Here is a 22,257-nt window from a genome sequence, read left to right on the forward strand (position 1 = left end):
CTACCGACCGTCGGTCGGTTAGGCAACGAAAAAGCCCCGTAACCAGTGTGAAACTGGCCACGGGGCGAATCGTCGTGAAGCTAGAAACTAACAGTCAAAATACAACTCAAACTCGTGCGGAGTCGGGCGCTTGCGATCCGGCAGGATCTCATGCTGCCACTTGTAATCGATGTAGCTCTCGATCAAATCCTCCGTGAACACATCGCCAGCGGTGAGGAACTCGTGATCCTCACGCAGCGCCTCCAACGCCTCTTCCAAGGAAGTTGGCACCTGAGGGATGTCCTTCAATTCCTCCGGTGGCAGCTCGTAGATGTTCTTATCGACGGGCGCCGATGGCTCAATACGATTCTTGATGCCATCAAGGCCAGCCATCAGCATCGCCGAGAATCCCAAGTACGGGTTGCCCGATGGGTCCGGAGCACGGAACTCAATGCGAGTTGCCTTCGGGTTGCCGTCGGTAAGCGGAATACGAATTGCCGCCGAGCGGTTACTCTGCGAGTACACGAGGCTCGTTGGAGCTTCGAAGCCAGGAATCAAGCGGTGGTACGAATTCAGCGTTGGGTTAGTGAACGCCAAAATTGCGCCCGCGTGCTTGAGCAGACCACCGATATAGAAGCGGGCCATGTCGGATAGACCTGCATAGCCGTCCTCGTCGTGGAAAAGTGGCTTGCCGTTCTTCCACAGTGACTGGTGGGCGTGGAGGCCACAACCGCCGTCGTCGGCAAGTGGTTTTGGCATGAAGGATGCAACCATGCCATTTTCCTTCGCCGTGTTCTTGGTGATGTACTTGAACGACATCAGATCATCGGCTGCGCGAAGAAGAGAATCGAAGCGGTAGTTGATCTCCTGAATGCCACCCGTTGCCACCTCGTGGTGGAAGCGTTCGATGGTGAAACCGTAATCGATGAGGCGACGAACCATGCGGTCGCGAATTCCGACCGTCTGGTCATACGGCGCGACAGGGAAGTAGCCACCAAAGACGCGAACCTTATTGCCCAAGTTCGGCGTTCCATCAATACGTGTCTTGTTCCCGCGGTTCCACCAGCCCTCTTCCGAATCAACTTCGTAGAAGGACTGATTGACCCCAGTCGAGTACCGAACTGAGTCGAACACGAAGAACTCTGGTTCGATACCAAAGCTGCAGGTGTCTGCAATGCCGGTATCGACCAGGTACTCCTGAGCCTTCCGTGCAATATTTCGCGGGTCACGGCTAAAAGGAGCGCGCGTGATCGGATCATGCACGAAGAAGCGCAGGTTCAGAGTCTTCTCTTCGCGGAATGGATCCAGTCGAGCTGACTGGGGATCCGGGAGCAAATGCATGTCGGAGTTTTCGACTGATGCGAATCCGCGAATAGAGGAACCATCGAAAGCAAGCCCCTCCTCGGCGGATTCTTCTGTGAACTCCGAAGCCGGAATTGAGAAGTGCTGCTCGACACCGGGAACATCGGTGAACCGAACATCGATAAACTGCACATCTTCTTTCTTGATGTACTCGATGAGTTCAGCCGTTGTTGTGGCCTGAGGCTGCGGAGACTGCGGGGAGGTTGCGGACGATGGACGGGGAGTCTGAGAAGACACGATGATGGCGGCTCCTAACAAGCCGCTAGGGGTGGGTTGAGGTGCGTAGGGCAGCGACTGAAGAGTCAACTAGGACAGAGCTGGGCTCTCCCAGAGGTTGAGCTTCGTGCCGATGCCCTTCGCCAATGCGTTTTCGTAGACATCTGTTGCCCACGCTACGTCTTCCACAGGCATGCCACCGATGGAATAGCAGAAAATCTGCTCGTCATTCTGACGGCCTGGAGCCTTGCCATCGGCGATGTCACCGATATTGACAAGCTTCTCCTTTGGCAGGGTGCCCTCTTCCGTCATGTCCCACCAGCGGTTGCCAGGAATGCCCAGCAGGTCTTCGTAGGTCACGTCTGGGCCGTTCTCGTTGAACCACTCTTCGTACAGACCGGTGTAGTCGAGCACCAGGTTCGCGTCGTCGGAGGTGATGAAGTCGTCGTCGAAACGAGCAGCAGCTGGGCACAGGAGCAGTGCGCCTGGCTTGATCCATTCCTTCTTGAAATATGGGAATCCGCTTGGGCCATCCTTCGAGGTGGAGGTACCACCGATGACGATGTCGGAACCCTCGATTGCTTCCTGTTCAGAATCAACGACGGTGACGTTGAGCTCTGGGTACTTCTCGGTGAAGAAGTCAGCGGCACGCTGGGTGGAGCCGGCAGAGCGACCCTTGATCTTCAGATTCTTGATGCCTGGGCGCTGGGTGAGGGCAGCGTCGAAGATGGTGCGGCTCATAACACCAGGTCCGATGATGCCGACCGTCTTCGAATTTTCCAGTGCGAGGTGCTTCACGCCGACGCCAGGAACCGCGCCCGTGCGGTACGCGGACAGCAAGTTCGCGGACATGATTGCCTTTGGGGCGCCGGTCACGGTGTCGTTGAGAACGAAAACGTGAATGGAGCGTGGCAGATCGTTGGCGCGGTTCTCCGCGTTCGAGCCGTACCACTTGACACCAGTGCCGTTGAAGCGACCGCCCAGGTAAGCGGGCATGGCCATGAAACGGCGGTCCGGGCCGTCGGCTGGCATGCCGTCGTGCTCAGGGTTTTCCGGGAAGTTGATCTGTGCGCCGTGAGAGTTCGCAGAAGCGCCAGCCATGCGGTAGTCACCGCGAGCAAGCAGGATGAGGGTTTCTTCCATCGTGTCCACGCACTTTGCGGAGTCGGTAACTCCGGCTTCGATCATGTCTGGTTCGCTCAGGTAGAGAAAGTCGATGCGTGGAGAATCCTGTGAGGAGGTCAAAGATGCCTTTCCATAGACTACGGAAACCACACAGTTCAATTGTCAGATACCCACACAGCTACGCACCGAGAAACAAAAGCAAGCCAAGGTGTACAACGGCACCAGGTAGGCGGAGGAAAATGTCCCTCAACGCAACCGTCTTGGCCGGAAAACCTCAAGCGCGTGTTCGATGCGGTTTATGCGACAAGCCGTGCTTGAAGTATCTGGAATGGTCCGTAATCGTACTCAAGTATGTTTCGCTAAAAACTAAATCGAACTATTAACGAACTTACATAAAATGCAGGGCGATTGTTAGGTGAAACATGCCTAAGTGGGTGAATTACGGTAAAAAGTTATCGAATTGAAATGGTATTTGTGGTGTGGATCACTGATCTGGAGAAGATTAGCGTCGACAGGAGTGCGAGTTGCAACAGGGCAATCCCGTACAGCGTATGCAACACAAAACGGCTGGCCACTCAGTTTTTGCGTTGCAAGCGCCGTCACTGATGACCAGCCGTCTATCGATTGAACTACAGCAAATCCTTCAACCGTGGATGCGCGAGCGCCTCTACCGCAGCCTTTGCGTCTGCAGCTGTGCGGGCATCGAGCGCATAAGCAGCCATCTGCTGGCATGTCGTGCGATCATGCAGTTTCAATGCAGCGCGAACAGCCGATACCTTACCCGGGGCCATCGACAAGGAAGAGACTCCCAAGCCAACAAGCACCAGTGCCAAGAGAGGATCACCGCCTGCCTCACCACAGACACTGATTGGCTTACCCGTTGCGGTGCCACCAGCGCAGGTCAGTTTCACCAGCTGCAGGAGTGCCGGCTGCCATGGCGACAGCAGCTCGGACAGAGCACCCTGCATTCGGTCTGCGGCCATTGCGTATTGCGACAGGTCGTTGGTGCCAATCGACGCAAAGTCGGCAATAGACAGCAACTGATCAGCGCGAATAGCAGCAGCCGGAACCTCCACCATGATGCCAACCTTCGGCAATCCAACGGCGCGAGCCTTAGCGACGAACCATTCAGCCTCTTCGACGGTTGCCACCATCGGTGCCATCACTCGAAGGTGCGCGATTGATCCGGTCGCCTTATACGCGGCTGCGAGAGCTTCAAGCTGAGTGTCCAGCAAATCCTCGCGTGCCATGGACAAGCGCAAACCGCGACGACCCAACGCTGGATTTTCCTCTTCACCCAGGTCAGCAAAGCTCAGCGGCTTGTCGGCACCGGCATCCAGAGTGCGAACCACGACGCGACGAGTACCAAAAGCCTCCAGTACCTGCGTGTATGTCTTTGTCTGCTCTTCCAGCGACGGCGCATCATCACGATCCAAGAACAAGAACTCAGTCCTAAACAGGCCTGCGCCTTCAACGTCTTCCTTGGCCGCAGCAGCGGCGTCGTCAGCCGTACCGATGTTGACGAGCAACTTCACCGGGTATCCATCAGCAGTCTGTCCGGCACCGGCGGAAGAAGCGAGCGCAGCTTCACGACGCTTCGACCGAATAGCAAGCTCCTCAACTTCAGCAGCAGACGGATTGAGGATGACTTCACCAGCACCACCGTCAAGAGCGATGATGGTGTCGTCCGCTACCGCATCCATCACACCGTCAACTTTGACGACAGCGGGAATGCCGTGCTGTGCAGCAAGAATGGCAGTGTGGCTGGTGGGGCCACCGAACTCGGTGACAATTCCAATCACGAGTTTCGGATCAAGAGTGGCGGTTTCTGCGGGGGCAAGGTCGTCGGCAAGCAGAACTGTCGGCGTGGTCAGCTGCGGAACGCCTGGCTTTGGCAAACCACGCAGCGCGCAGATCGTGCGATCGCGGATGTCATACAGGTCGGTGACGCGCTCAGCCATATATCCGCCGAGGCTGCCGAGCAGCTGCGCATAATCCTCAACCGCGTCGTGCACTGCCTTGGTCACGCCACTGCCAGCCTTGAGCTTCTTTACGACGGCCTTTGCCAGGGCTCGATCCGTCGCAAGTTGGGCAGTTGCTTCCAGGATCGGACGAGCCTTGGGCGATGCCGTCTCGGCCTGTGCTTTGAGATCGTCGGCGACTGCCTGCATGGCATCGCGTACGCGCTGGCCATCAGCCTCTGGATCCGTCGATGCTGGTTCCGCAGTGTCGACGCCAGGTGCGGGAAGCACCTTCGCGATTGGACCGCTGCCGGTACCGGCGGAGACACCGATGCCGTACAGAATGGTGTGATCTGACGAAGTCATGGCTAAATCACTCAGCGTCCAGGTCGCGCTCGAGGAGTGCAGCCAATGAATCGAGAGCGTCAGCTGCGCTGTCGTCTTCACAGGTGAGGGTGACTTCGTCACCGTTCTTAGCGCCCAAAGTCATGACTTCGAGGACGCTGGCAGCGTCGGCTTCTTCGCCGTCGCAGGCGATGACAATGTCGAAATCGGTGTCAGCTGCGGCCTGAGCAAAGATAGCTGCCGGACGGGCGTGCAGGCCGACGGAGGAACCAATGGTAGCGGTGCGGGTGATCATGGTGGGGTCCTTTCTAGCGCAGTGAACTATGAGTTCGGCTGCGGGGTTCGTTGTTCAACCGACGTCATGCGTGCAACGTGCAATGCGAGATAGGAAATCTCATCGTCGGTGAGCTCCGCGCCGAGGCGAAGCTCTGCAATTGTGGCCAATTGTTGTGCACAACGGTACGCGGTGAGATCGGATTCGCGGATGGCTTTGCCGATTGCCGAGTGCTCGTTGTTGAGTTGTTTGTGCTGATGAATACGGACGAATAGGTATCGCAGATGCGTGATGAATCTGCCGACGCTGACCGTCGATTGATCCAACGTGATGTCGTATGTTTGCTCGATGACATTCAACATCTGTTGAAGAATGCCCGTCATCGTGTACGTGTACGACAAGTCGCCGGACGAAAAACCAGCATTGACAAGATGAAGCGTCAGGGCGACGGCTTCGGAGTCAGGCAACTCGACGTCGTCAAGCTGCGAGTTCACATATTCGACCATGTCGAGTGCCTGCTGGTATTCGGCGTAGTAGAGATTCCGAACTTCGCCAAGCAATGGATATTCAATTGTTTGTCCGGACTGAGTGCGGGCGATGGCAAGTCCGATGTGATCGGCCAGAGCCATCAGCAGGGTTGGGCTTTGCGACGCTGCCGTCGATAGTCCAGCCTCAGCCATCGCGGAGGTCATGAGCGTGATGTGCTCGATCGGAATTCCTGCGAGGAGTTCAGCCATGTGGTCGGGGTCGCGACCGTCGGAGGGAACGAAGACCCGTACTACCTTTGCCGGATCGACAGGATCCCCCGGGCGGGCCTTGAAGCCAAGCCCACGTCCGGTGACGATGACCTCACCGGAAGTGTCTTTAGCCAAGACCACGTTGTTGTTGAAAACTCGCAGGACTTCCATGACTTCGCTTTACAGGGTTACCTTAATGACGCTCTGGCCAGCAGCCACATCATTTCCAGCCAGTGGCTCCACCGTCTGCATAGCCGCCGTGTTGGTGACAGTCATGATCGTGGTGGTGTCGTAGCCAGCATTCTTTACTGCTTCAAAGTCTACGTAAGCAAGGGTGTCACCCGCACGTACGCGCTGCTTCTTTTCGACGCTGACCGTGAAGCCTTCGCCCTTCATCTTGACCGTATCGAGGCCAACGTGAACGAGAATTTCCACGCCATCGTCGGTCTTGATTCCGAATGCGTGTCCGGTCTTTGCGACGGTCATCAACACACCCGAGACTGGTGCAACTACTTCCGACGAAGATGGCTTGATGCCGACACCGTCGCCAAGCGCGCGGGAAGCGAAGACCTTGTCGTCAACATCGTCGAGGCTCACGACATGACCAGCAAGTGGTGCGCCAACTTCGACAACACCATCTTCGGAGACTGTAGAAGCTGTGTCAGAAGAGTCTGCGGAAGCAACGGAAGCTGCGGTAGCAGCCGAGGCAGCAGTAGCACCTGCGATTGGAGCGGATTCTGGTTTAGCGTCTGCGACAGCTGCGTCGCCGGTGGTGGTGCCTGCTGCTGCGAGGACTGCGGCGCGCTCTTCAGGGGTGCGGTAGTCAGTGAGGATGATGGCGAACATTGCGACGAAGAATGCAACAGCAACTGCGATCGCGTAGACCCACATTGGATCGAAGACTGGGATGGTGAGCAGAGAAGTGAATGCGAAGGCCTGAGTCTTCACGCCGTGGAATGGTGCGCCGAGGATAGCGATGGTCAAGCCGCCTGCGAAGCAGCCGATGAGCATGCGAGGGTAGATCCTCTTGAAGCGGAGGTGAATACCGTAGAGGGAAGGTTCAGAGATACCACCCAGCAGGCCGGCAGCGAGTGCACCGGTAGCGGTCTGACGCATTTGCACGTCACGGTCACGCATCGACAGGACGAGAACACCAGCGGTGGCACCGAAGCAAGCAAAGTTCCATGCGCCCATTGGGCCCTGGATGAAGTCGTAGCCCAAGGTCTGAATGTTCATGAGCATCAGAGCGTTCAGTGGCCAGTGCAGACCCAATGGAACGAGGAATGGGTACATCAATGGGATCGCAATAGCAAAGACGAACGGTGCGTTGTTGTTCATCCAGGCGAGGCCTTCGCCGAGGCCGTTACCGAGCCAGACGCCAAGTGGGCCGACGAGGAATGCTGTCAGTGGAATCATGACCAGCATGGAGAAGAAAGGTACGAATACCATTTGTACGTTCTCTGGGAAGACCTTCTTCAAACCCTTGTACACAACCGCGAGGATCGCCACCATGATCAACGGCACGAAGACCTGACCGGAGTAGTCATTGAGCTGCAGCGGAAGACCAAAGATCGTGGTCGAGCACTGTTCGGTGCCCAGTGTTGCGTTCGTGGTACATACCGTGTCCGCGAATGCTTCTGGGTCCGAGAGCTTGATGAACTCTGGAGTCATCAGCGAACCCATGATCGTGGCGCCAAGCCACGGGTCAACGTTGAGCTTCTTGGAGGCGTTGTACGCAACCATGATTGGCAGGAAGTAGAACACGCCACGCCACATAGCGTCGACGAAGATCCACGATGCTGCCTTGTCCTCCGCGCGGAAGTCAACGATGCCGAGCGCATCCATGACAGCTGCAAACGCAATGATCAGCGAAGCGCCGAGCAGAACGCCCAGCAGTGGGCGGAAGGAATCGGACAGGTACTCAAAGAAATTGTCGAGCCACGAGTACTTGCCATGAACCTTTGAACGAGCTTCTGCCTTGACATCAGCATCGGACTTGTCGTCGCCGCCGGCAGCAGCGTTGCGGTTCTTCATCGCTGGCAAGCGCTTGATTTCGTTGTACATCGATTCGACGCCACCGCCGATGATGACCTGGTAGCGATCGCCACTTTGTGGGATCGCGCCCAAGACGCCGTCGAGCTTTTCGACGCTCGCCTGGTCGACCTTCGAGCCATCGTTGAGCTCGAAGCGAAGTCGCGTAGCGCAGTGGGTCAGACTACGGATATTGTTTACGCCGCCAACGCCGGCAACGATGCCTTCTGCTGTTGGGGCTAATTTGGTGCCCATGGAAATCCTTCTTTCGAAAGGCCAGGGCCGTGGCAGGAAAGAAACTTCTAGAGACACCTAGAAAAACAAAAAAGACCTGAAGCACCACGAAGTGGAGCCTCAGGTCTTGCCTCTTTCGAGTAACAACCCTGGGTTGTATGTCTACTGCCATTGAGCTTAGCCCCGTGTTTGTGAGCAATGCAAGAGGCTGTCCCGATTAGTGACATAAGAGACATTCAGCAGCTGGGTTTTGGCAAAATGGAGCCATGATCGACGCGCTACGAATCGGAATTATTGGTGCTGGGGCTGTTGGTGGATGGTTCGGTGGCCGTCTCGCGAAAGCCGGCAAAGACGTTCGCTTCCTCGCCCGAGGCAAGACACTGGAGACGCTTCGCACCACAGGTCTCAGGCTCATTGACGAATATGGAGTCGAAGAGATTCTGCAGGTCAAAGCCGCTGATAACTGGGATGAACTTGGCGACGTCGACGTCATTCTCGTCTGCACCAAAACGTTGCCGGGACAGGATACGTTCCCAGCTGTTCCCGCTGGCGTGCCTATCGTGACAACTCACAATTCCGTCGAAGTCCCACACCTGGCAGCCGAGCAATTCGGCGAGGACAACGTCCTGCCCGGCATCATTCGGGGCTTCTTCATCCATACCGGACCAGCAGTCGTTGAGTTCCGCCCCGGCCCACAAAGTCTGAATATTGGCACATTCGATGGACGTCCAAGTGAGCTCGTCGACAAGCTCATTTCAGACTTGCACGATGCAGGTTTGGGAGGGGAGCACTTGCCGAATATTTGGGTCGACATCTGGACCAAAGCCATGTTCGTATCCACATTCGGCGCGCTGGGTGCGCTGGCGCGACAACCAATCGGCTACTTGCGGACTGAACTCCGCGACAGCTTCGAAGCCTTGATCCGCGAAGCCGAGCAGGTTGCACGTAGCCACGGGGTTCCGCTTGCCGACGACATCGTTGAAGCGACGCTGGCATTCGGAGATCAGCAAGGCCCGAACAATACGACATCAATGCAGCGCGATATTTATGACGGTGTTGCCAACGAGCTAGACGCACAGGTAGGAGCGATTCGACGCATGGGCGACCGAGTGGATGTGGACACTCCGTTGCTGGATCTTGTCCACGGTGCGCTTGATGGTCGAATCACTGCTGGTGAGTGTTAGTGCAGCTGGACTGCCTTAGCTGACACTTCGGTTGTCAAGCGATTAGTAACGCTTCGGCATGATGATCCACGCCGCAATGTAGACGAGGAACTGTGGTCCTGGCAGCAGAAACGATGCAACGAACAGGACACGGAGCAGGGTAGAGGAGACGTTGTAGCGTTCCGCGAAACCGCCGAGAACACCCGCAAGCATCTTGTCATGGGACGAGCGCATCAGCTGGTCACGTGACGTTTGCAATGGCAGGCCATCGGCGCCGTATGCCGGGTAATTGGTTGGATTGCCGTATGGATTGGTGTTGTTTGTGCTCATGTCTATGACTGTATTTCCCTGACGACGATTGCACAGTAGCGTGCACGCTACTTTCTCGGTGGTGTTGGCGTGCAGGTAGTTGCTTAACCTGATTCGCAGGCCATTTCCATTCTTCCTAATCCGGAAATGCGGAAATGGCGAAATCGGCTGTGCACTCGTTGGTGCCAGTGCCTGAGGGGTACATGTTTAAAACGAAGACCAACGAAGGCCAAAAAACGCGCTCTCCATGTGGAGAGCGCGTTTGGTGTAACAGACTGGATCTAACTCAATGAGTTAATTAGATACGGTCGTCGCGGCGGCCGTTGTGACGATCCAGGCCATCGACACCCTCAGTCTCGATCTGCTCCTTACGGAGCTCCTCGGTGTGAGTCTCGGTCTCGCGGATCTTGTCCTTTGCGAGGCCAACCTTCTCTACTGGAACGGTTTCCTTCTGGATGTTGACGCGTTCCTCGTGCAGAGTGACCGAAGCTTCATCGTCGCCAAGATCGGTGTTCATGTGGCGTGCTTCGTCACGGGTGATTGGCTCGCGCTCGATGCGAACTTCCTCGCGAGTGACTGGAACCTCGACGGTCTCGGTGTCGGTCACGACGTGCTTGCGCAGGCGTACCTCGCCGGTCTCAACGCGCTCCTTGTCGACGTTCAGGCGCTCCTCGGAGCGAACAACTGCGTCGTCAGCGGTGCGATCACGATCTAGGTCGCGATCTCGATCCAAGTCACGGTCTGCGGTCAGGCCAGCACCCGCACCAGCACCGGCGCCCATGCCTGCGTCACGGTGGCGGTCGTCACGAAGGCCATCGCGACCATCACGACGGTAACGCTCGGTGTCCTGGGTGTTGGAGAGCTCGTAGTGCTCGTAGATGCGCTTCTGATCCGATGGGGTCAGGACATTGTCCTTGCCAAGATCTGGAGCATCCTTGATGCGATCCTTCGAGAACGCAAGGTTCAGGTTGCTGCCCTCAAAGCGGTGGCCTCGCATTGGCACCAGGCTGGAGCCCATGCCGAAGAGACCGTGTCCGACCTCAACAAAGGTTGGCTGGCCGGAGTTGTCATCAACGTAGACTTCCTTAACGTCGCCAAGCTTGTCGCCATTGCGGTCGTAAGCGGTGGAGTTGAAAAGGTCCTTGATGTTCTTCTCGGTAGTCATTTGTGGAACTTCCTTTCGTGGACTGCTTCACACAACCGTTTGGCTGTGCGTCGTGCTGTCTATCTCTAGGGAGTTTCGCCCTTGTTGATTTCTTCGATCTGCAAGAGCGCTTATCGCTCTCGCTAGCTCGTTGCTATCAACGTGGTTCCCACCGTAAACGACATCGGTTGCATTTCGCAGCCCAATTTCCGCAGGTAGGGGAACTATTAATTCCATTATCACCCGATAAATGAATGTTGATATAAAGAAATGGTCCGGGTCCGTTTTTTCGGTTCACCTTGCATTTTTATTGGCTCGAAACCTCAAACGGGTGAATAGAATTGCAGTTTGGTAAATATCAAAATTGCAGCCCCATTGTGTTGCCTGTGGGGCGTATGCGATTCCAATCTCGATCGCCAATCGGAGTGAAATCCACACAATTGAACGTCACATCCGACATGTGCCTGAGTCGTCGCATGACTAGCTCACGAGAATCATTCCATCGCGGTAGGTGTACCAGAAGGGCAGGTCCTTCTTCTGGGGATGTGTCCAGTGGACTTCGAATTCGTTGGAACCGGTCGGGAAGGCCTTTGCGACGTTGCCTGTGCGCGTACCCCACTCAGATGCGGCGTGAAATCCGGCTGGCACCGGTGCGACATCCACGTATTCGCCCTTGTGGAAGAAAAGAACTGCCTGCGGACTCGAACCAGTACCTCCCTCAACCGTGATGACCTTTGCTGACAAGTCAGCGCAAGGGTTGTGAGGGGCTGACAGGTAGGTATCTTCGACCCACGTTTCAGCATCTGAAATATGGCCGTGAGACTTAGCGGAGTCGATTGCCTGGGAGAGTGCTACCTCGCCTGGCAGTGTTCCGCACTCTTGGGTCGAGCGAGCGGCTTCCGTGGGTGCTGGAGCGTCAGGCGAAACCGTAGGTGCGGCGGTTGCCAACGATCCAGAAGCAATACCAAGTCCTAGCGCAACGAAGCCAGTGGCGAAGGAGCGGGCAAGAGAGATTGGGAAAATCGGGGTATCGGGACGGTCGTAGATGGGCATAGTTTCCTTTCTTCTCTGCAAGCAGAGTTTGGCCTCAAAGGAGCCTTGAGACTGGAATCGAAATGCTCAGGGAGGATCCCGTGCCCCATTCATAGCCCGAATGGTGAAAGAGATTCAATAGTGGTCCCTGCCACAAGTAGTGAGGGCGCGATGCCTCCGAAACCCACGAAACCCCTTGCAGGTGGAACCTGAAAGGGGCGATCGTCGTAAAGCTAGAAACTAGCAGTCGTAGTACATCTCAAACTCAAGTGGAGTTGGGCGCAGGCGAGCTGGCTCAATCTCGTTGGTGTACTTGTAGTTGATGTAGGTCTCGATGAGATCCTCGGTAAAGACATCACCTTCGAGCAGGAACTCGTGGTCATTGCGAAGCGCTTCCAGCGCAGTCTCAAGAGAGGTAGGTGCCTGTGGGATGCCGGCGGCTTCCTCAGGTGGCAGCTCGTAGAGATCCTTGTCCACTGGTGCGTGTGGCTCGATGCGGTTCTTGATGCCGTCGAGGCCAGCCATCATCATCGCAGCAAAGCCCAGGTAAGGGTTGCCGGATGGGTCTGGAGCACGGAACTCGACACGCTTTGCCTTCGGGTTCGATCCAGTAATTGGGATACGGACAGCAGCAGAGCGGTTACGCTGCGAGTACACCAGGTTGATTGGGGCTTCGAAGCCCTTGACCAAGCGGTGGTAAGAATTCAGCGTTGGGTTAGTAAACGCCAACACAGCACCTGCGTGGTGCAGGATGCCACCGATGTAGTAGCGCGCCATGTCGGACAGACCTGCGTAGCCGGACTCGTCGAAGAAAAGTGGCTCGCCATCCTTCCACAGCGACATGTGAGCGTGCATACCCGAGCCGTTGTCGCCAGCAAGTGGCTTTGGCATGAAGGTCACCGACTGGCCGTTACGCCACGCAGTGTTGCGGATGATGTACTTGAACGTCTGCAGATCATCAGCTGCAGCGAGCATGGAGTTGAACTTGTAGTTGATCTCCTGCTGGCCACCCGTGCCGACCTCATGGTGCTGACGCTCCAACACGAAACCAGCCTTCGCCAGCTCGAGGCTCATTTCATCGCGCAGATCCTGGAAGCGGTCATACGGAGCGACAGGGAAGTAGCCACCCTTGGTACGAACCTTGTATCCCAAGTTTGGCGAGCCATCAGCTTCAGTGTCATTGCCACGGTTCCACCAGCCAGTGGACGAATCGACTTCGTAGTAGCCGGAATTCGTATCCGTCTTGAACTTCACGTTGTCGAAGACGTAGAACTCGGCCTCGGCACCGAAGTAGCAGGTGTCGGCGATACCCGTCGAAATCAGGTATTCCTCTGCCTTCTTCGCGACGTTACGAGGATCACGCGAGAACGGCTCCAAGGTGAAAGGGTCGTGGACGAAGAACTTGATGTTCAGCGTCTTTGCCTTGCGGAAAGGGTCGATCTTTGCTGTTGCGAGGTCAGGCAGCAAAGACATATCGGACTCATCGATGGTGGTGAAGCCGCGAATCGACGAACCGTCAAACGCCAGTCCCTCGGCCATTGCATCTTCAGTGAATGCAGATGCCGGGATGGTGAAGTGCTGCTCGGTGCCGGGAACGTCAGTGAATCGAACGTCAACAAACTCGACGTTCTCCTCCCGGATATAAGCGACGACTTCTTCTGGGGAGTTGAAGGTCATTTACGGTCTCCTTACTAGACCCTGCCGCAGCCCATAGTTGGGGCTCGGTAGTAATACGGCTGGTACGTAAATTCAATTCTAACGAAAAGAGAACGAGAAATATCATTCGACTTCCGGGTCACGGTAGCTGCCGTCCAGACTCTGACTCGGCACCGGCCTGTGCGCAGGAAAAACGTCGCCCCATGTACCTCATCAATCCTGCGCGTTGGTTCCAAACTAGGGGACGCTAAACTATGGAGCCATGGCAGAAAAAGGTAGCTGGCTCGACGGTCCGCAGATTCCAGGCGAGTACGATAATCCCGAGAAACTCTCTGATTACCCCGGCGAGAAGCTCGGTCTTGCTCCATCCGGCCCGGGCTCGCAGGCGACATTGATGCGCCGTGTGGGTGGCATTCTTATCGACTGGTTTATCAGCCTCATCATCACCGTCATCCCATACCTGTTTGTCGGCCCTTCGGAGAAGCAGCTCGAGGCATTTCAGGATCCGTTCATTGCCTGGCAGTCCTTCACCGCAACGTGGACTCCCGTGATTTTCCTCATTCTGGGCACGGGGTCCGTGTGGCTGTTCGCACGCACTCCTGGCCAAGCTGTGCTTCGCATGGGTGTAGCTCGCGTTGACCATCCCGGTGAACGCGTCGGTTTCCTTCGCGCTTTTGGCCGTAGCTTCCTGACCTTGCTGCTTCTCCCGCCAGCCATCACCGATTCGGATATGCGCGGAATGCACGATCGCGCCACCGGTACTGCGGTCATCGTCGGCTAGAAAGCTTTCGCATTACGACGCCCAGGGACACCAAAGCCCCTCACTTCCATCCACATGTGGACGGCGGGTGAGGGGCTTCGTTGTGAAATGATGCTTTGCTGTGCGGTGTGCAGTGAGCGCTTTGCTGGCGTACTACACGAGCGCCACGATGAGGATCTGCGCTAAGACAATCTTGGCGACCATCGCCATCGGATACACCGTCGTGTAGCCCATTCCGGGCAGCTCGTTCTTCGCCTGATCGTTGACATAGGTGAGCACAGCTGGGTGTGTTTGCAGGCCTGCAAGAATGCCCGCGGTCTGTCCAAATGGAATGCGCAGGAACTTGTAGCCAACAATCAGCGTGACCAATGCCGAGCTAAAGGCGATGATGGCGGCCAAGCCAAGAACCACCAGCGATGATGGCTGAGCCAATGCTTCCTTGAATCCCTTTCCAGCTGTCGTGCCGATACCGGCGAGGAAGAGCGCCAAACCGACCGTGCGGAAAGCCAAATTGGCAGAGTACGGAATTGGCCAGACCAATGGTCCAGTACGACCAAGCGCGCCCAAAATCAGCGCGACAATGAGCGGGCCACCAGCAGAACCCAAAGACAAGCTACCGCCACCAGGCATAGGGAAAGGAATCATGCCGACGAGAATGCCAAGCAATAAACCCACGAACATGGGCAAGAGATTGACATCCGACAACTTCTTGTAGGAGTCACCGAAGAACTTCGTTGCGCGATCAATGCGATCAGGGGTTGCTACCACTCGGACTCGGTCACCGAGCTCGAGCTTCATGTCTGGAGAGGCCACCATGTCCAAGTCACCACGACGGACACGGGTGATAATCATGCCCTCCATCTTCTTGTGCAACGACGACAGTGGAGTGCCACAGACATCAGGTGCTGACACGAAGATGCGACGGAAATCGAGACGAGTGTCGTGCGTAGGATCGCCCGGAACGAGTTCGCCAATCTTCTCTACCGCCAGTGGCAGCTCTTCTTCTGTACACACGACTGACAAGACATCGCCGACCTCTGCAGTGTCTCCCAACTCTGGGACGAATAGCCGCCCCTTGTGCTCGATACGAGACACAATGATGTCAAGTTTGAACTCATGTGGCATATCCGTCACAGAAGGAAGACCTGGCTTAGTAACCCGGATGTCACGCGTATGCAGTGGCTTCGCAGCAACACCAGCGTCGATTGCCTCCTGCTGGTGATCGATACGAAACACCTTCGCCATGATTGCGATCGACGCGATCACCGCAAGCACACCAATGGGATAAGCCAACGAGTAGCCAATCACAGGCATCTCAAGCTTTGCCTGCAGTTCGTCGGGATCAGTAAACAAGGTTGGCAACGCATCTACGACTGCAGCCATTGCCGGCGTATTGGTTAACGCACCAGTAAACGTGCCAGCACCCTCGACCGAATCTACCGGTAGGAATTTGACCAGCAAGAATGCCTCAATAGCAATGACTGCCAGGACAATGAAGCCAAAAATATTGTGCCGGATACCCACCGACTTTAAAGACGCGAAAAACTCCGGACCGGACTCCAAGCCAATGGTGTAGACGAAGAGCGCCAAGCCCACGATGTAAATGAGCGGAGGAATCTGAATGCCCGGCTCCAACGTCGCCAAGCCCAAACCCACGAACAGCACTGCGGCAACGCCCAGCTTGAAACCAAAAATTTTGATTTGGCCAAGAGCGAGCCCCACACACATGATGACGATGAGAGCTAATAACTGATTTTCGACCAAGATCTGCACGATCCCTATCGTGGCACAGATTGCGGATTACTACCCATAACAGAAGCTGACTGCACGAGTGATACTTGTTTTGGGACGCTATTGACGGTGCGGAAGCGCCTAAAGAGACGAAAAAGCCATTGTCTTCATACGAAAACAATGGCTATGAGGTAGAAATCATACCCCCAATTGAGGAACCAACGAGGCGGTGATTTCTAGCCGCAGAAAATTACATCAGGCGGGGAAATTAACCGCGACGGTTCTGACGCTCTGCAGCACGACGGGTGCGACGGTTCATGCTTGGCTGACGGACACCCTTTGGCAGGGGACCCTTCGGCATGTTGTTGCGAGCATCGCGAATACGATCCATCGACTCAACGCGCTCGTTCAAAGCGTTGGCTTCGTCCTTGTTCAGATTGCGAGGAAAACGCATCATCTCGCGCTGCAACTTCTTCACTGGAACCTGACCTTCCTCGGTGCCAGTGATGATTTCGTAAATAGGAGTGTCGCCAACGATGCGAGCCAGAGCGCGCTTTTCACGAGCGATCATCTGCTTGACGCGGGATTCGTCACCCTCGCCAACCAGCACGACGCCTGGATTACCGACAACGCGGTGGACAGCATTCATGCTCTGGTCAGCCTGCACAACAGGCTTGGTGTGCCAGACAATGCCAACACCAGACCGCATGTTCTCCAACGCCCACGCAGCGGCACCGGTCTGGCCTTCAGCCTCCGAGAAGAAGCTGCTTTCCAGACGCTTGGTGAAGACGTACATAGCGATCATCAGGCCGATCATCAGACCTGTGAACGGCAATACCCACGCCCATGCGCCACCAATAAGCAAGCCGATGAGAAGGAGTACCAACATTGGTCCCAAAACGCAGAGCAGCATCAGTGGGATCAACTTCTTGTCGCGGGACTTCTGGAGCTTAAACGCTTCCCACATCTGGCCATACTGCTGCTTGCGTTGTGCCTTCTTCGCAGCGCGCTGGGCCTTCTTCGCGGACTTCAGTTCCTCATTATTCGCCATAATTCTTCACTTTAAGCCATGCACCGGGAATAACGACAAATGGCACTCCGCAAAAGAGCGAAGTGCCACTAGGTCTAGCTGAACGAAACCACTGGAGTATCTTCCGACGCGCCGTAACGATCCAACAGCGACGACGCTTCCTGAGCCGTCGTACTGTCTTCAGCCTCAGCCAAATGAGCGAGATTCTCCGGCAACGCCTGGCCACGTGCCGCCATTGCTCGTGCGTACAACTTGCCTGCACGGTAAGACGAACGGACCAGCGGTCCAGCCATAACACCAAGGAAGCCCATCTCAGTGGCTGCCTCAGACAAATCAACGAACTCCTCCGGCTTCACCCAACGGTCGATAGGGTGGTGCAGCGGAGTAGGGCGTAAGTACTGGGTAATGGTCAAGATATCGCAGCCAGCATCATGCAAATCCTGCATTGCCTCAAGGATCTCGGATGACTCTTCACCCATGCCCAAAATCAGGTTCGACTTCGTGACCAAACCGGCTTCGCGAGCACGCGAAATCATTTCCAAGCTGCGGTCATAGCGGAACGCAGGGCGGATCTTCTTGAAGATGCGTGGAACCGTTTCTACGTTGTGCGCAAAAACTTCTGGCTTCGCTTCAAAAACTGCTTCGGCAGCAGAGAGGTCGCCACGGAAGTCGTCGACAAGCAATTCGACACCAGTGTTCGGATTGAGCTCGTGGATCTGACGACAAGTCTCGGCGTAGAGCCAGGATGCGCCATCAGGCAGATCATCGCGAGCAACACCCGTGACAGTGGCATAGCGCAAACCCATCTCGCGGACAGATTCGGCGACGCGACGTGGCTCGTCACGATCCAGCGGATCCGGCTTGGCTGAATTGATCTGGCAGAAATCGCAGCGACGAGTACATTTATCGCCACCGATGAGGAACGTCGCCTCGCGATCCTCCCAGCATTCGTGAACATTCGGGCAACCAGCCTCTTGGCACACAGTGTGCAGCGACGCCCCGTTCACACGATTCTTCATGTCCTGGTATCCGGGACCAGTCTTCACCTGGTTTCGAATCCAGCGCGGCTTAACCTCGATCGGAGTCTCAGCATTGCGAGCCTCAACGCGAAGCAACTTACGTCCTTCAGGAGTAATAGACACAATCTCACCCTACATTCGAAATTGATAGGTTGCTAATAGCTGTGATCGGCGCTGTACAGTCACTTGCCCGTTCGGATATGAATGAGACCCTTCGTCGGATCCGGTGCCGCCGCAAACGAATGATCAGCGACCGTCAACCGTCCTTCAAAAGCATCGATCAAGGCACGCAGAAGTGGATCGATCATCTCGTCCACTGTCACATCGCGATCGAGCTCTGCTGACAACGTCGTCACGCCGGCGTCCTTGATGCCGCAAGGGACGATGTGATCGTAGAACTCAGTGGTGTTATCGCAGTTCAGTGCCAACCCGTGCATTGTGACACCATGCGTGACACGAATGCCAAGCGCCGCTACCTTCCGATCTTGCTTGCCATCCGATGCTGGAACCCACACTCCCGATCGGCCATCAACGCGACCCGCATCCTTGATACCGGCATCGCGCACCACCTGGATCAAGGCTTCTTCTATACGACGAACGTAGTCAACAACATCGACCGGCTCGGCCAACTTGATAATTGGGTACATGACCAGCTGCCCAGGGCCATGCCACGTGATGCGTCCGCCACGGTCGACATCAACGACCGGTAACCCATTAGTAGGGCGATCCTCAGGTTGGGTGCGCTTGCCTGCGGTGTACAAACTTGGATGCTCGAGAACCAAAATCTGATCGCTAATGGCACCTTCGGCACGTGCCATAGCGAGATCCGCTTGTTTGTGCCACGTCTCCATATAGTCGACGAGACCCAGTCGCTGAATCTCAATGTCATCGTGAGCTGCGCGGATTGGCTGATCTGCCCGAGTAAAAGGTTTGCGTGGAGCTGTCATGGTGCCCTAAAGGATACCCCTGCAGACACAACACTGGCCAAGGGACCCAAAAGCACGAAACGGCACCGTGAGAATTCACAGGTGCCGTCGTGAAGCGCGGGGAGAAGAGAACTAGAATGCGACGCGCAGGATAGAAACCGTCAGCGCAGAAATGCCTGCAGCTGCCGGCAGGGTGATGATCCAAGCCATGGCAATTGGCTTCATCAGGTTCCAGTTAGCAGCCTTGTTGACGATGCCAACACCGAGGACAGCGCCAATCAGAATGTGAGTCGAAGAAACTGGAAGACCCAGCAGCGAAGCGCCCATGACGACACCGGCTGCAGCGAGCTCAGCGGAGAAGCCAGATGCTGGGTGCATTTCGGTGAGGCCGGAACCGACGGTCTTGATGACGAATCGACCGATGAACCACAGGCCGGTAATCAGTGCGACACCCATCGTGACCATGACTGGCAATGGGACTGCGGACTCAGAAGAAATCGCGTTAGTCTTCAGGACATCGAGAACAGCGACGAATGGCCCAAGCGCGTTTGCAATGTCATTCGAACCATGCGAAAACGCGAACGCCGACGCGGTGAACACCTGCAGCCAGCTGAACAGCAGGAAGGTGGAGCGGTTCAGGTCGTACTTCTTCAGGGAACGAGCGAAGATGTAGATAGCCATCCAAACGACCGCAGCGATCATGCCCATAATCAGAATGTTGGACAGACTCGACAGACCCAGTTCAAGATTCTTCAGGCCCTTGAACAGCATCATTGCGGAAATGACAATAGAACCGCCGGCAGCGAGAACCGGCACCCACGTTTCCAGTGCGCGGTGCGCGTTGACGTCCTGAGCCTTCGAATCGATCGCGACCAAGTTCTTGTAGTAGTCGGACTCAAGTTCTTCTGGTGTCCAGTCGTCTTCCTGCATAGTCGTAGCATCGCGAACCATCGCGTTGGTGTACGAAATCTGCTGCAGCTCAGTCATGCGATCAAAAGCAGTCTTGTGAGTCTTCTTCAGCTCAGCCTTTTGCTGCTTGAGTTCACGAAGACGGACATCAGCAGTCTCGTTGTACACGAGAATGGACTTCTTGATAGCACCGAACAGGAAGAATGCTGCAACACCACCAAGCAGTGGAGACAAGACCCACGACACAGCGATCATGCCGATTTCGCCCCACTGAACCATCGACCAGCCACCCTTGCCGGTGACAAATCCAACGGTCAGCGCAGCGCCGACGATGCCGCCGACGATGGAGTGCGTGGTAGAAACTGGCCAGCCCATGCGAGTCGCGACCAGAAGCCAAATCGCTGCGCCAAGCAGCGATGACATCATGATGAAGACGAACTCCATCGGGTCAAGACCGTTAATAGCGTCAAGGTCAACGATGCCCGAGCGGACGGTATCCGTAACCTCCCCACCAGCCAACACAGCGCCGGAAACTTCAAAAATCGCCGCAACAACAAGAGCCTGCTTCAGGCTCAAAGTGCCGGCACCAACAGAGGTGCCGAAAGAGTTCGCGACATCGTTACCGCCGATTGTGAACGCCATAAAGATAGCGAACGCAACAGTGGTGAACAAGATAATCATGTTTGCTTCTGGGCCGACGAAGTCGACAGACCAGAACGCAAAGATAATGAGCGTGACAGACATCAAGGCACCGAAGAACAGATGCCACCATTTGTTGCTCGTGTCCACGGGCGCACTCATGCCGACAGGTGCGGGATCAGGCGCTGTTTTCACAGTCGTCATTCCTAGGTTCCTTGTCTCATACATAGATGGAGAGCTGCACGAATGCGCAGCTCGACAAGGAAGCATTGTGGCGTATGCGGGTAAGGAAAACCTTGAAAAGGCTTAACCTTAAAAAATCCTAAAGGTTAACTCTAGGAAAACATTTTTCACCTATTGATAATTTGTATTCATCAATAGGGAAAGCACGTTACGACGAAAACGCCCCCGGCTCCAAAGAGCCGGGGGCGTCGTCGTCAAGCTACTGCGACACAGTGAGCTTAGAGCTCAAGATCACCCTCGAAGTTGGCGACCTGCAGACGGTCGACAACGGTGGTCATGAAGCGACCAGCATCAGCACCATCGACCAGACGGTGGTCGTAGGTGAGTGGGAGGAACGCCATTGCGCGGATACCAATGGAGTCACCGCCCTGCTCGGACACAACGACTGGGCGCTTCTTGATCGCGCCGGTGCCCATCATGGCAGCCTGTGGCGGAACCAGAATTGGGGTGTCGGAGAGCGCACCTTCGGAACCGATGTTGGTGATGGTGAACGTGCCACCAGCCAGATCGTTTGGCTTAAGCTTATTGTTGCGAGCGCGGTCAGCGATGTCCACGATGGCAGCGGCCAGCTCTGGGAGCGACATGTCCTGTGCATCGTGAATGACAGGGGAGAGCAGACCACGTTCGGTGTCCACGGCGATGCCGAGGTTGACCTTGTCGTGGTAGGTGATCTCCTTTGTCTTGTCGTTCCACGAAGCGTTCACATTTGGATGTGCAACAAGTGCCTCGACGACTGCCTTTGCAAAGAATGGCAGGAAGGTCAGCTTGGTGCCGTGCTTGTCCTGGAACTCCTGCTTCTTAGCTGCACGGAGATCCCAGATGCCGGTCATGTCGGCTTCGTGGACCTGGGTGAGCTGAGCGGAAGTCAGCAGGGACTCAAGGGTCTTTGCAGCGGTGATTTCGCGGATGCGGTTAACACGCTGGGTGGTGCCACGCAGTTCTGCGAGTTCTGGGCGAACACCTGCGGTCGACGCTGCCGACTGTGGTGCTGCAGACTCGGTGCTGCCACCTTCAGCTGCACGGAGCACATCCTGCTTGCGGATGCGACCACCGATGCCGGTGCCCTCTACGTTTGCCAAGTCGACACCGTGCTTTTCAGCCAGCTTACGAACCAGTGGGGTGACGTATGGGCCATCGGCCTTTGCAGGCTTCTTTGGTGCTTCCTGCTTAGGCGCTTCCTGCTTAGGCTCTGGCTTCTTCTCCTCAGCCTTCGGAGCAGGCTTGGATTCTTCCTTAGCCTCTGCGCGCTTCTCGGCCGGTGCCTCGTCCTGCTCGACTGCAGGAGCAGCATCCTCGCCCTTAGGCTCTTCCTTCGGCTCTGGCTTCTTTGCTTCTGCCTTTGGAGCTGCGTTGGCATCGCCGACTCGTGCGATGACTGCGCCTACGTCGACGGTGTCGTCTTCGTCAGCGAGGATTTCAACGAGGGTGCCTG

Annotated in this window: 18 protein-coding genes; 2 read left to right on the forward strand and 16 right to left on the reverse strand. The window is 56.0% G+C overall.

Annotated elements, in window-relative coordinates; genetic code table 11:
* Nucleotides 1-87: 87 nt before the first annotated feature.
* From glnA (WG938_RS08270) to WG938_RS08295, 6 genes are all read right to left on the reverse strand, one after another.
* A complete protein-coding gene (gene glnA / locus WG938_RS08270; protein WP_339979657.1) occupies nt 88-1,497 on the reverse strand; it encodes a type I glutamate--ammonia ligase in 1,410 nt (469 codons plus the stop codon).
* 150 nt (nt 1,498-1,647) lie between these two features.
* Complete coding sequence (locus WG938_RS08275; protein WP_339979619.1) at nt 1,648-2,802, reverse strand: tyramine oxidase subunit B; 1,155 nt, start codon at nt 2,800-2,802, stop codon at nt 1,648-1,650.
* Between the two features lie 509 nt (nt 2,803-3,311).
* Nucleotides 3,312-5,009, reverse strand: a complete 1,698-nt coding sequence (ptsP, locus tag WG938_RS08280; RefSeq protein ID WP_339979620.1) for a phosphoenolpyruvate--protein phosphotransferase — start codon at nt 5,007-5,009, stop codon at nt 3,312-3,314.
* A 7-nt stretch (nt 5,010-5,016) separates the two neighbouring features.
* Nucleotides 5,017-5,283 (reverse strand): HPr family phosphocarrier protein, encoded by a 267-nt coding sequence (locus WG938_RS08285; protein ID WP_339979621.1) that lies wholly within the window; start codon nt 5,281-5,283, stop codon nt 5,017-5,019.
* Between the two features lie 26 nt (nt 5,284-5,309).
* Nucleotides 5,310-6,170: a PRD domain-containing protein gene (locus WG938_RS08290; protein WP_339979622.1), complete on the reverse strand. Its 861-nt coding sequence runs from the start codon at nt 6,168-6,170 to the stop codon at nt 5,310-5,312.
* A 9-nt stretch (nt 6,171-6,179) separates the two neighbouring features.
* Nucleotides 6,180-8,285, reverse strand: a complete 2,106-nt coding sequence (locus WG938_RS08295; protein WP_339979623.1) for a glucose PTS transporter subunit IIA — start codon at nt 8,283-8,285, stop codon at nt 6,180-6,182.
* A 245-nt stretch (nt 8,286-8,530) separates the two neighbouring features.
* Between WG938_RS08295 and WG938_RS08300 the strand changes: the two genes are divergently transcribed.
* Complete coding sequence (locus WG938_RS08300) at nt 8,531-9,448, forward strand: 2-dehydropantoate 2-reductase (protein WP_339979624.1); 918 nt, start codon at nt 8,531-8,533, stop codon at nt 9,446-9,448.
* Between the two features lie 42 nt (nt 9,449-9,490).
* On the opposite strand, the gene WG938_RS10780 is transcribed toward WG938_RS08300, so the two are convergent.
* The 4 genes from WG938_RS10780 to glnA (WG938_RS08320) form a co-directional block, all read right to left on the reverse strand.
* On the reverse strand, nt 9,491-9,757 hold the full coding sequence (locus WG938_RS10780) for a PspC domain-containing protein (RefSeq protein ID WP_445292907.1): 267 nt from the start codon (nt 9,755-9,757) through the stop codon (nt 9,491-9,493).
* Between the two features lie 277 nt (nt 9,758-10,034).
* Nucleotides 10,035-10,901 carry a PRC and DUF2382 domain-containing protein gene (locus WG938_RS08310; RefSeq protein WP_339979625.1) on the reverse strand — a complete coding sequence of 289 codons (867 nt, stop codon included), beginning with the start codon at nt 10,899-10,901 and terminating at the stop codon, nt 10,035-10,037.
* A 459-nt stretch (nt 10,902-11,360) separates the two neighbouring features.
* The gene (locus tag WG938_RS08315) at nt 11,361-11,933 is read right to left on the reverse strand and encodes an LppP/LprE family lipoprotein (protein ID WP_339979627.1); all 573 of its coding nucleotides are present in this window, start codon (nt 11,931-11,933) and stop codon (nt 11,361-11,363) included.
* A gap of 219 nt (nt 11,934-12,152) precedes the next feature.
* Entirely contained in the window at nt 12,153-13,589 is a 1,437-nt protein-coding gene (glnA, locus tag WG938_RS08320; RefSeq protein WP_339979629.1) for a type I glutamate--ammonia ligase, read from the reverse strand.
* A gap of 241 nt (nt 13,590-13,830) precedes the next feature.
* Here glnA (WG938_RS08320) and WG938_RS08325 point away from each other — a divergent pair, with 241 nt between their 5' ends.
* The gene (locus WG938_RS08325) at nt 13,831-14,349 is read left to right on the forward strand and encodes an RDD family protein (protein WP_339979630.1); all 519 of its coding nucleotides are present in this window, start codon (nt 13,831-13,833) and stop codon (nt 14,347-14,349) included.
* 132 nt (nt 14,350-14,481) lie between these two features.
* Here WG938_RS08325 and WG938_RS08330 read toward each other — a convergent pair whose 3' ends face one another.
* The 6 genes from WG938_RS08330 to sucB form a co-directional block, all read right to left on the reverse strand.
* Nucleotides 14,482-16,101 carry an aspartate:alanine exchanger family transporter gene (locus WG938_RS08330; RefSeq protein WP_339979632.1) on the reverse strand — a complete coding sequence of 540 codons (1,620 nt, stop codon included), beginning with the start codon at nt 16,099-16,101 and terminating at the stop codon, nt 14,482-14,484.
* 226 nt (nt 16,102-16,327) lie between these two features.
* Complete coding sequence (locus WG938_RS08335; protein WP_339979633.1) at nt 16,328-17,110, reverse strand: DUF4191 domain-containing protein; 783 nt, start codon at nt 17,108-17,110, stop codon at nt 16,328-16,330.
* A gap of 74 nt (nt 17,111-17,184) precedes the next feature.
* Complete coding sequence (gene lipA / locus WG938_RS08340; protein ID WP_339979634.1) at nt 17,185-18,231, reverse strand: lipoyl synthase; 1,047 nt, start codon at nt 18,229-18,231, stop codon at nt 17,185-17,187.
* Nucleotides 18,232-18,290: 59 nt separating this feature from the next.
* Nucleotides 18,291-19,055, reverse strand: coding sequence for a lipoyl(octanoyl) transferase LipB (gene lipB / locus WG938_RS08345; protein WP_339979636.1), 765 nt, complete (start codon nt 19,053-19,055; stop codon nt 18,291-18,293).
* Between the two features lie 111 nt (nt 19,056-19,166).
* Nucleotides 19,167-20,744, reverse strand: a complete 1,578-nt coding sequence (locus WG938_RS08350) for an inorganic phosphate transporter (protein ID WP_339979661.1) — start codon at nt 20,742-20,744, stop codon at nt 19,167-19,169.
* A gap of 299 nt (nt 20,745-21,043) precedes the next feature.
* Nucleotides 21,044-22,257, reverse strand: a 1,214-nt coding sequence (sucB, locus tag WG938_RS08355) for a 2-oxoglutarate dehydrogenase, E2 component, dihydrolipoamide succinyltransferase (protein ID WP_339979637.1), incomplete at its 5' end; no start/stop codon positions are given.

The sequence above is a fragment of the Corynebacterium sp. H113 genome, from assembly GCF_037572315.1.
Classification (GTDB): Bacteria; Actinomycetota; Actinomycetes; order Mycobacteriales; family Mycobacteriaceae; genus Corynebacterium.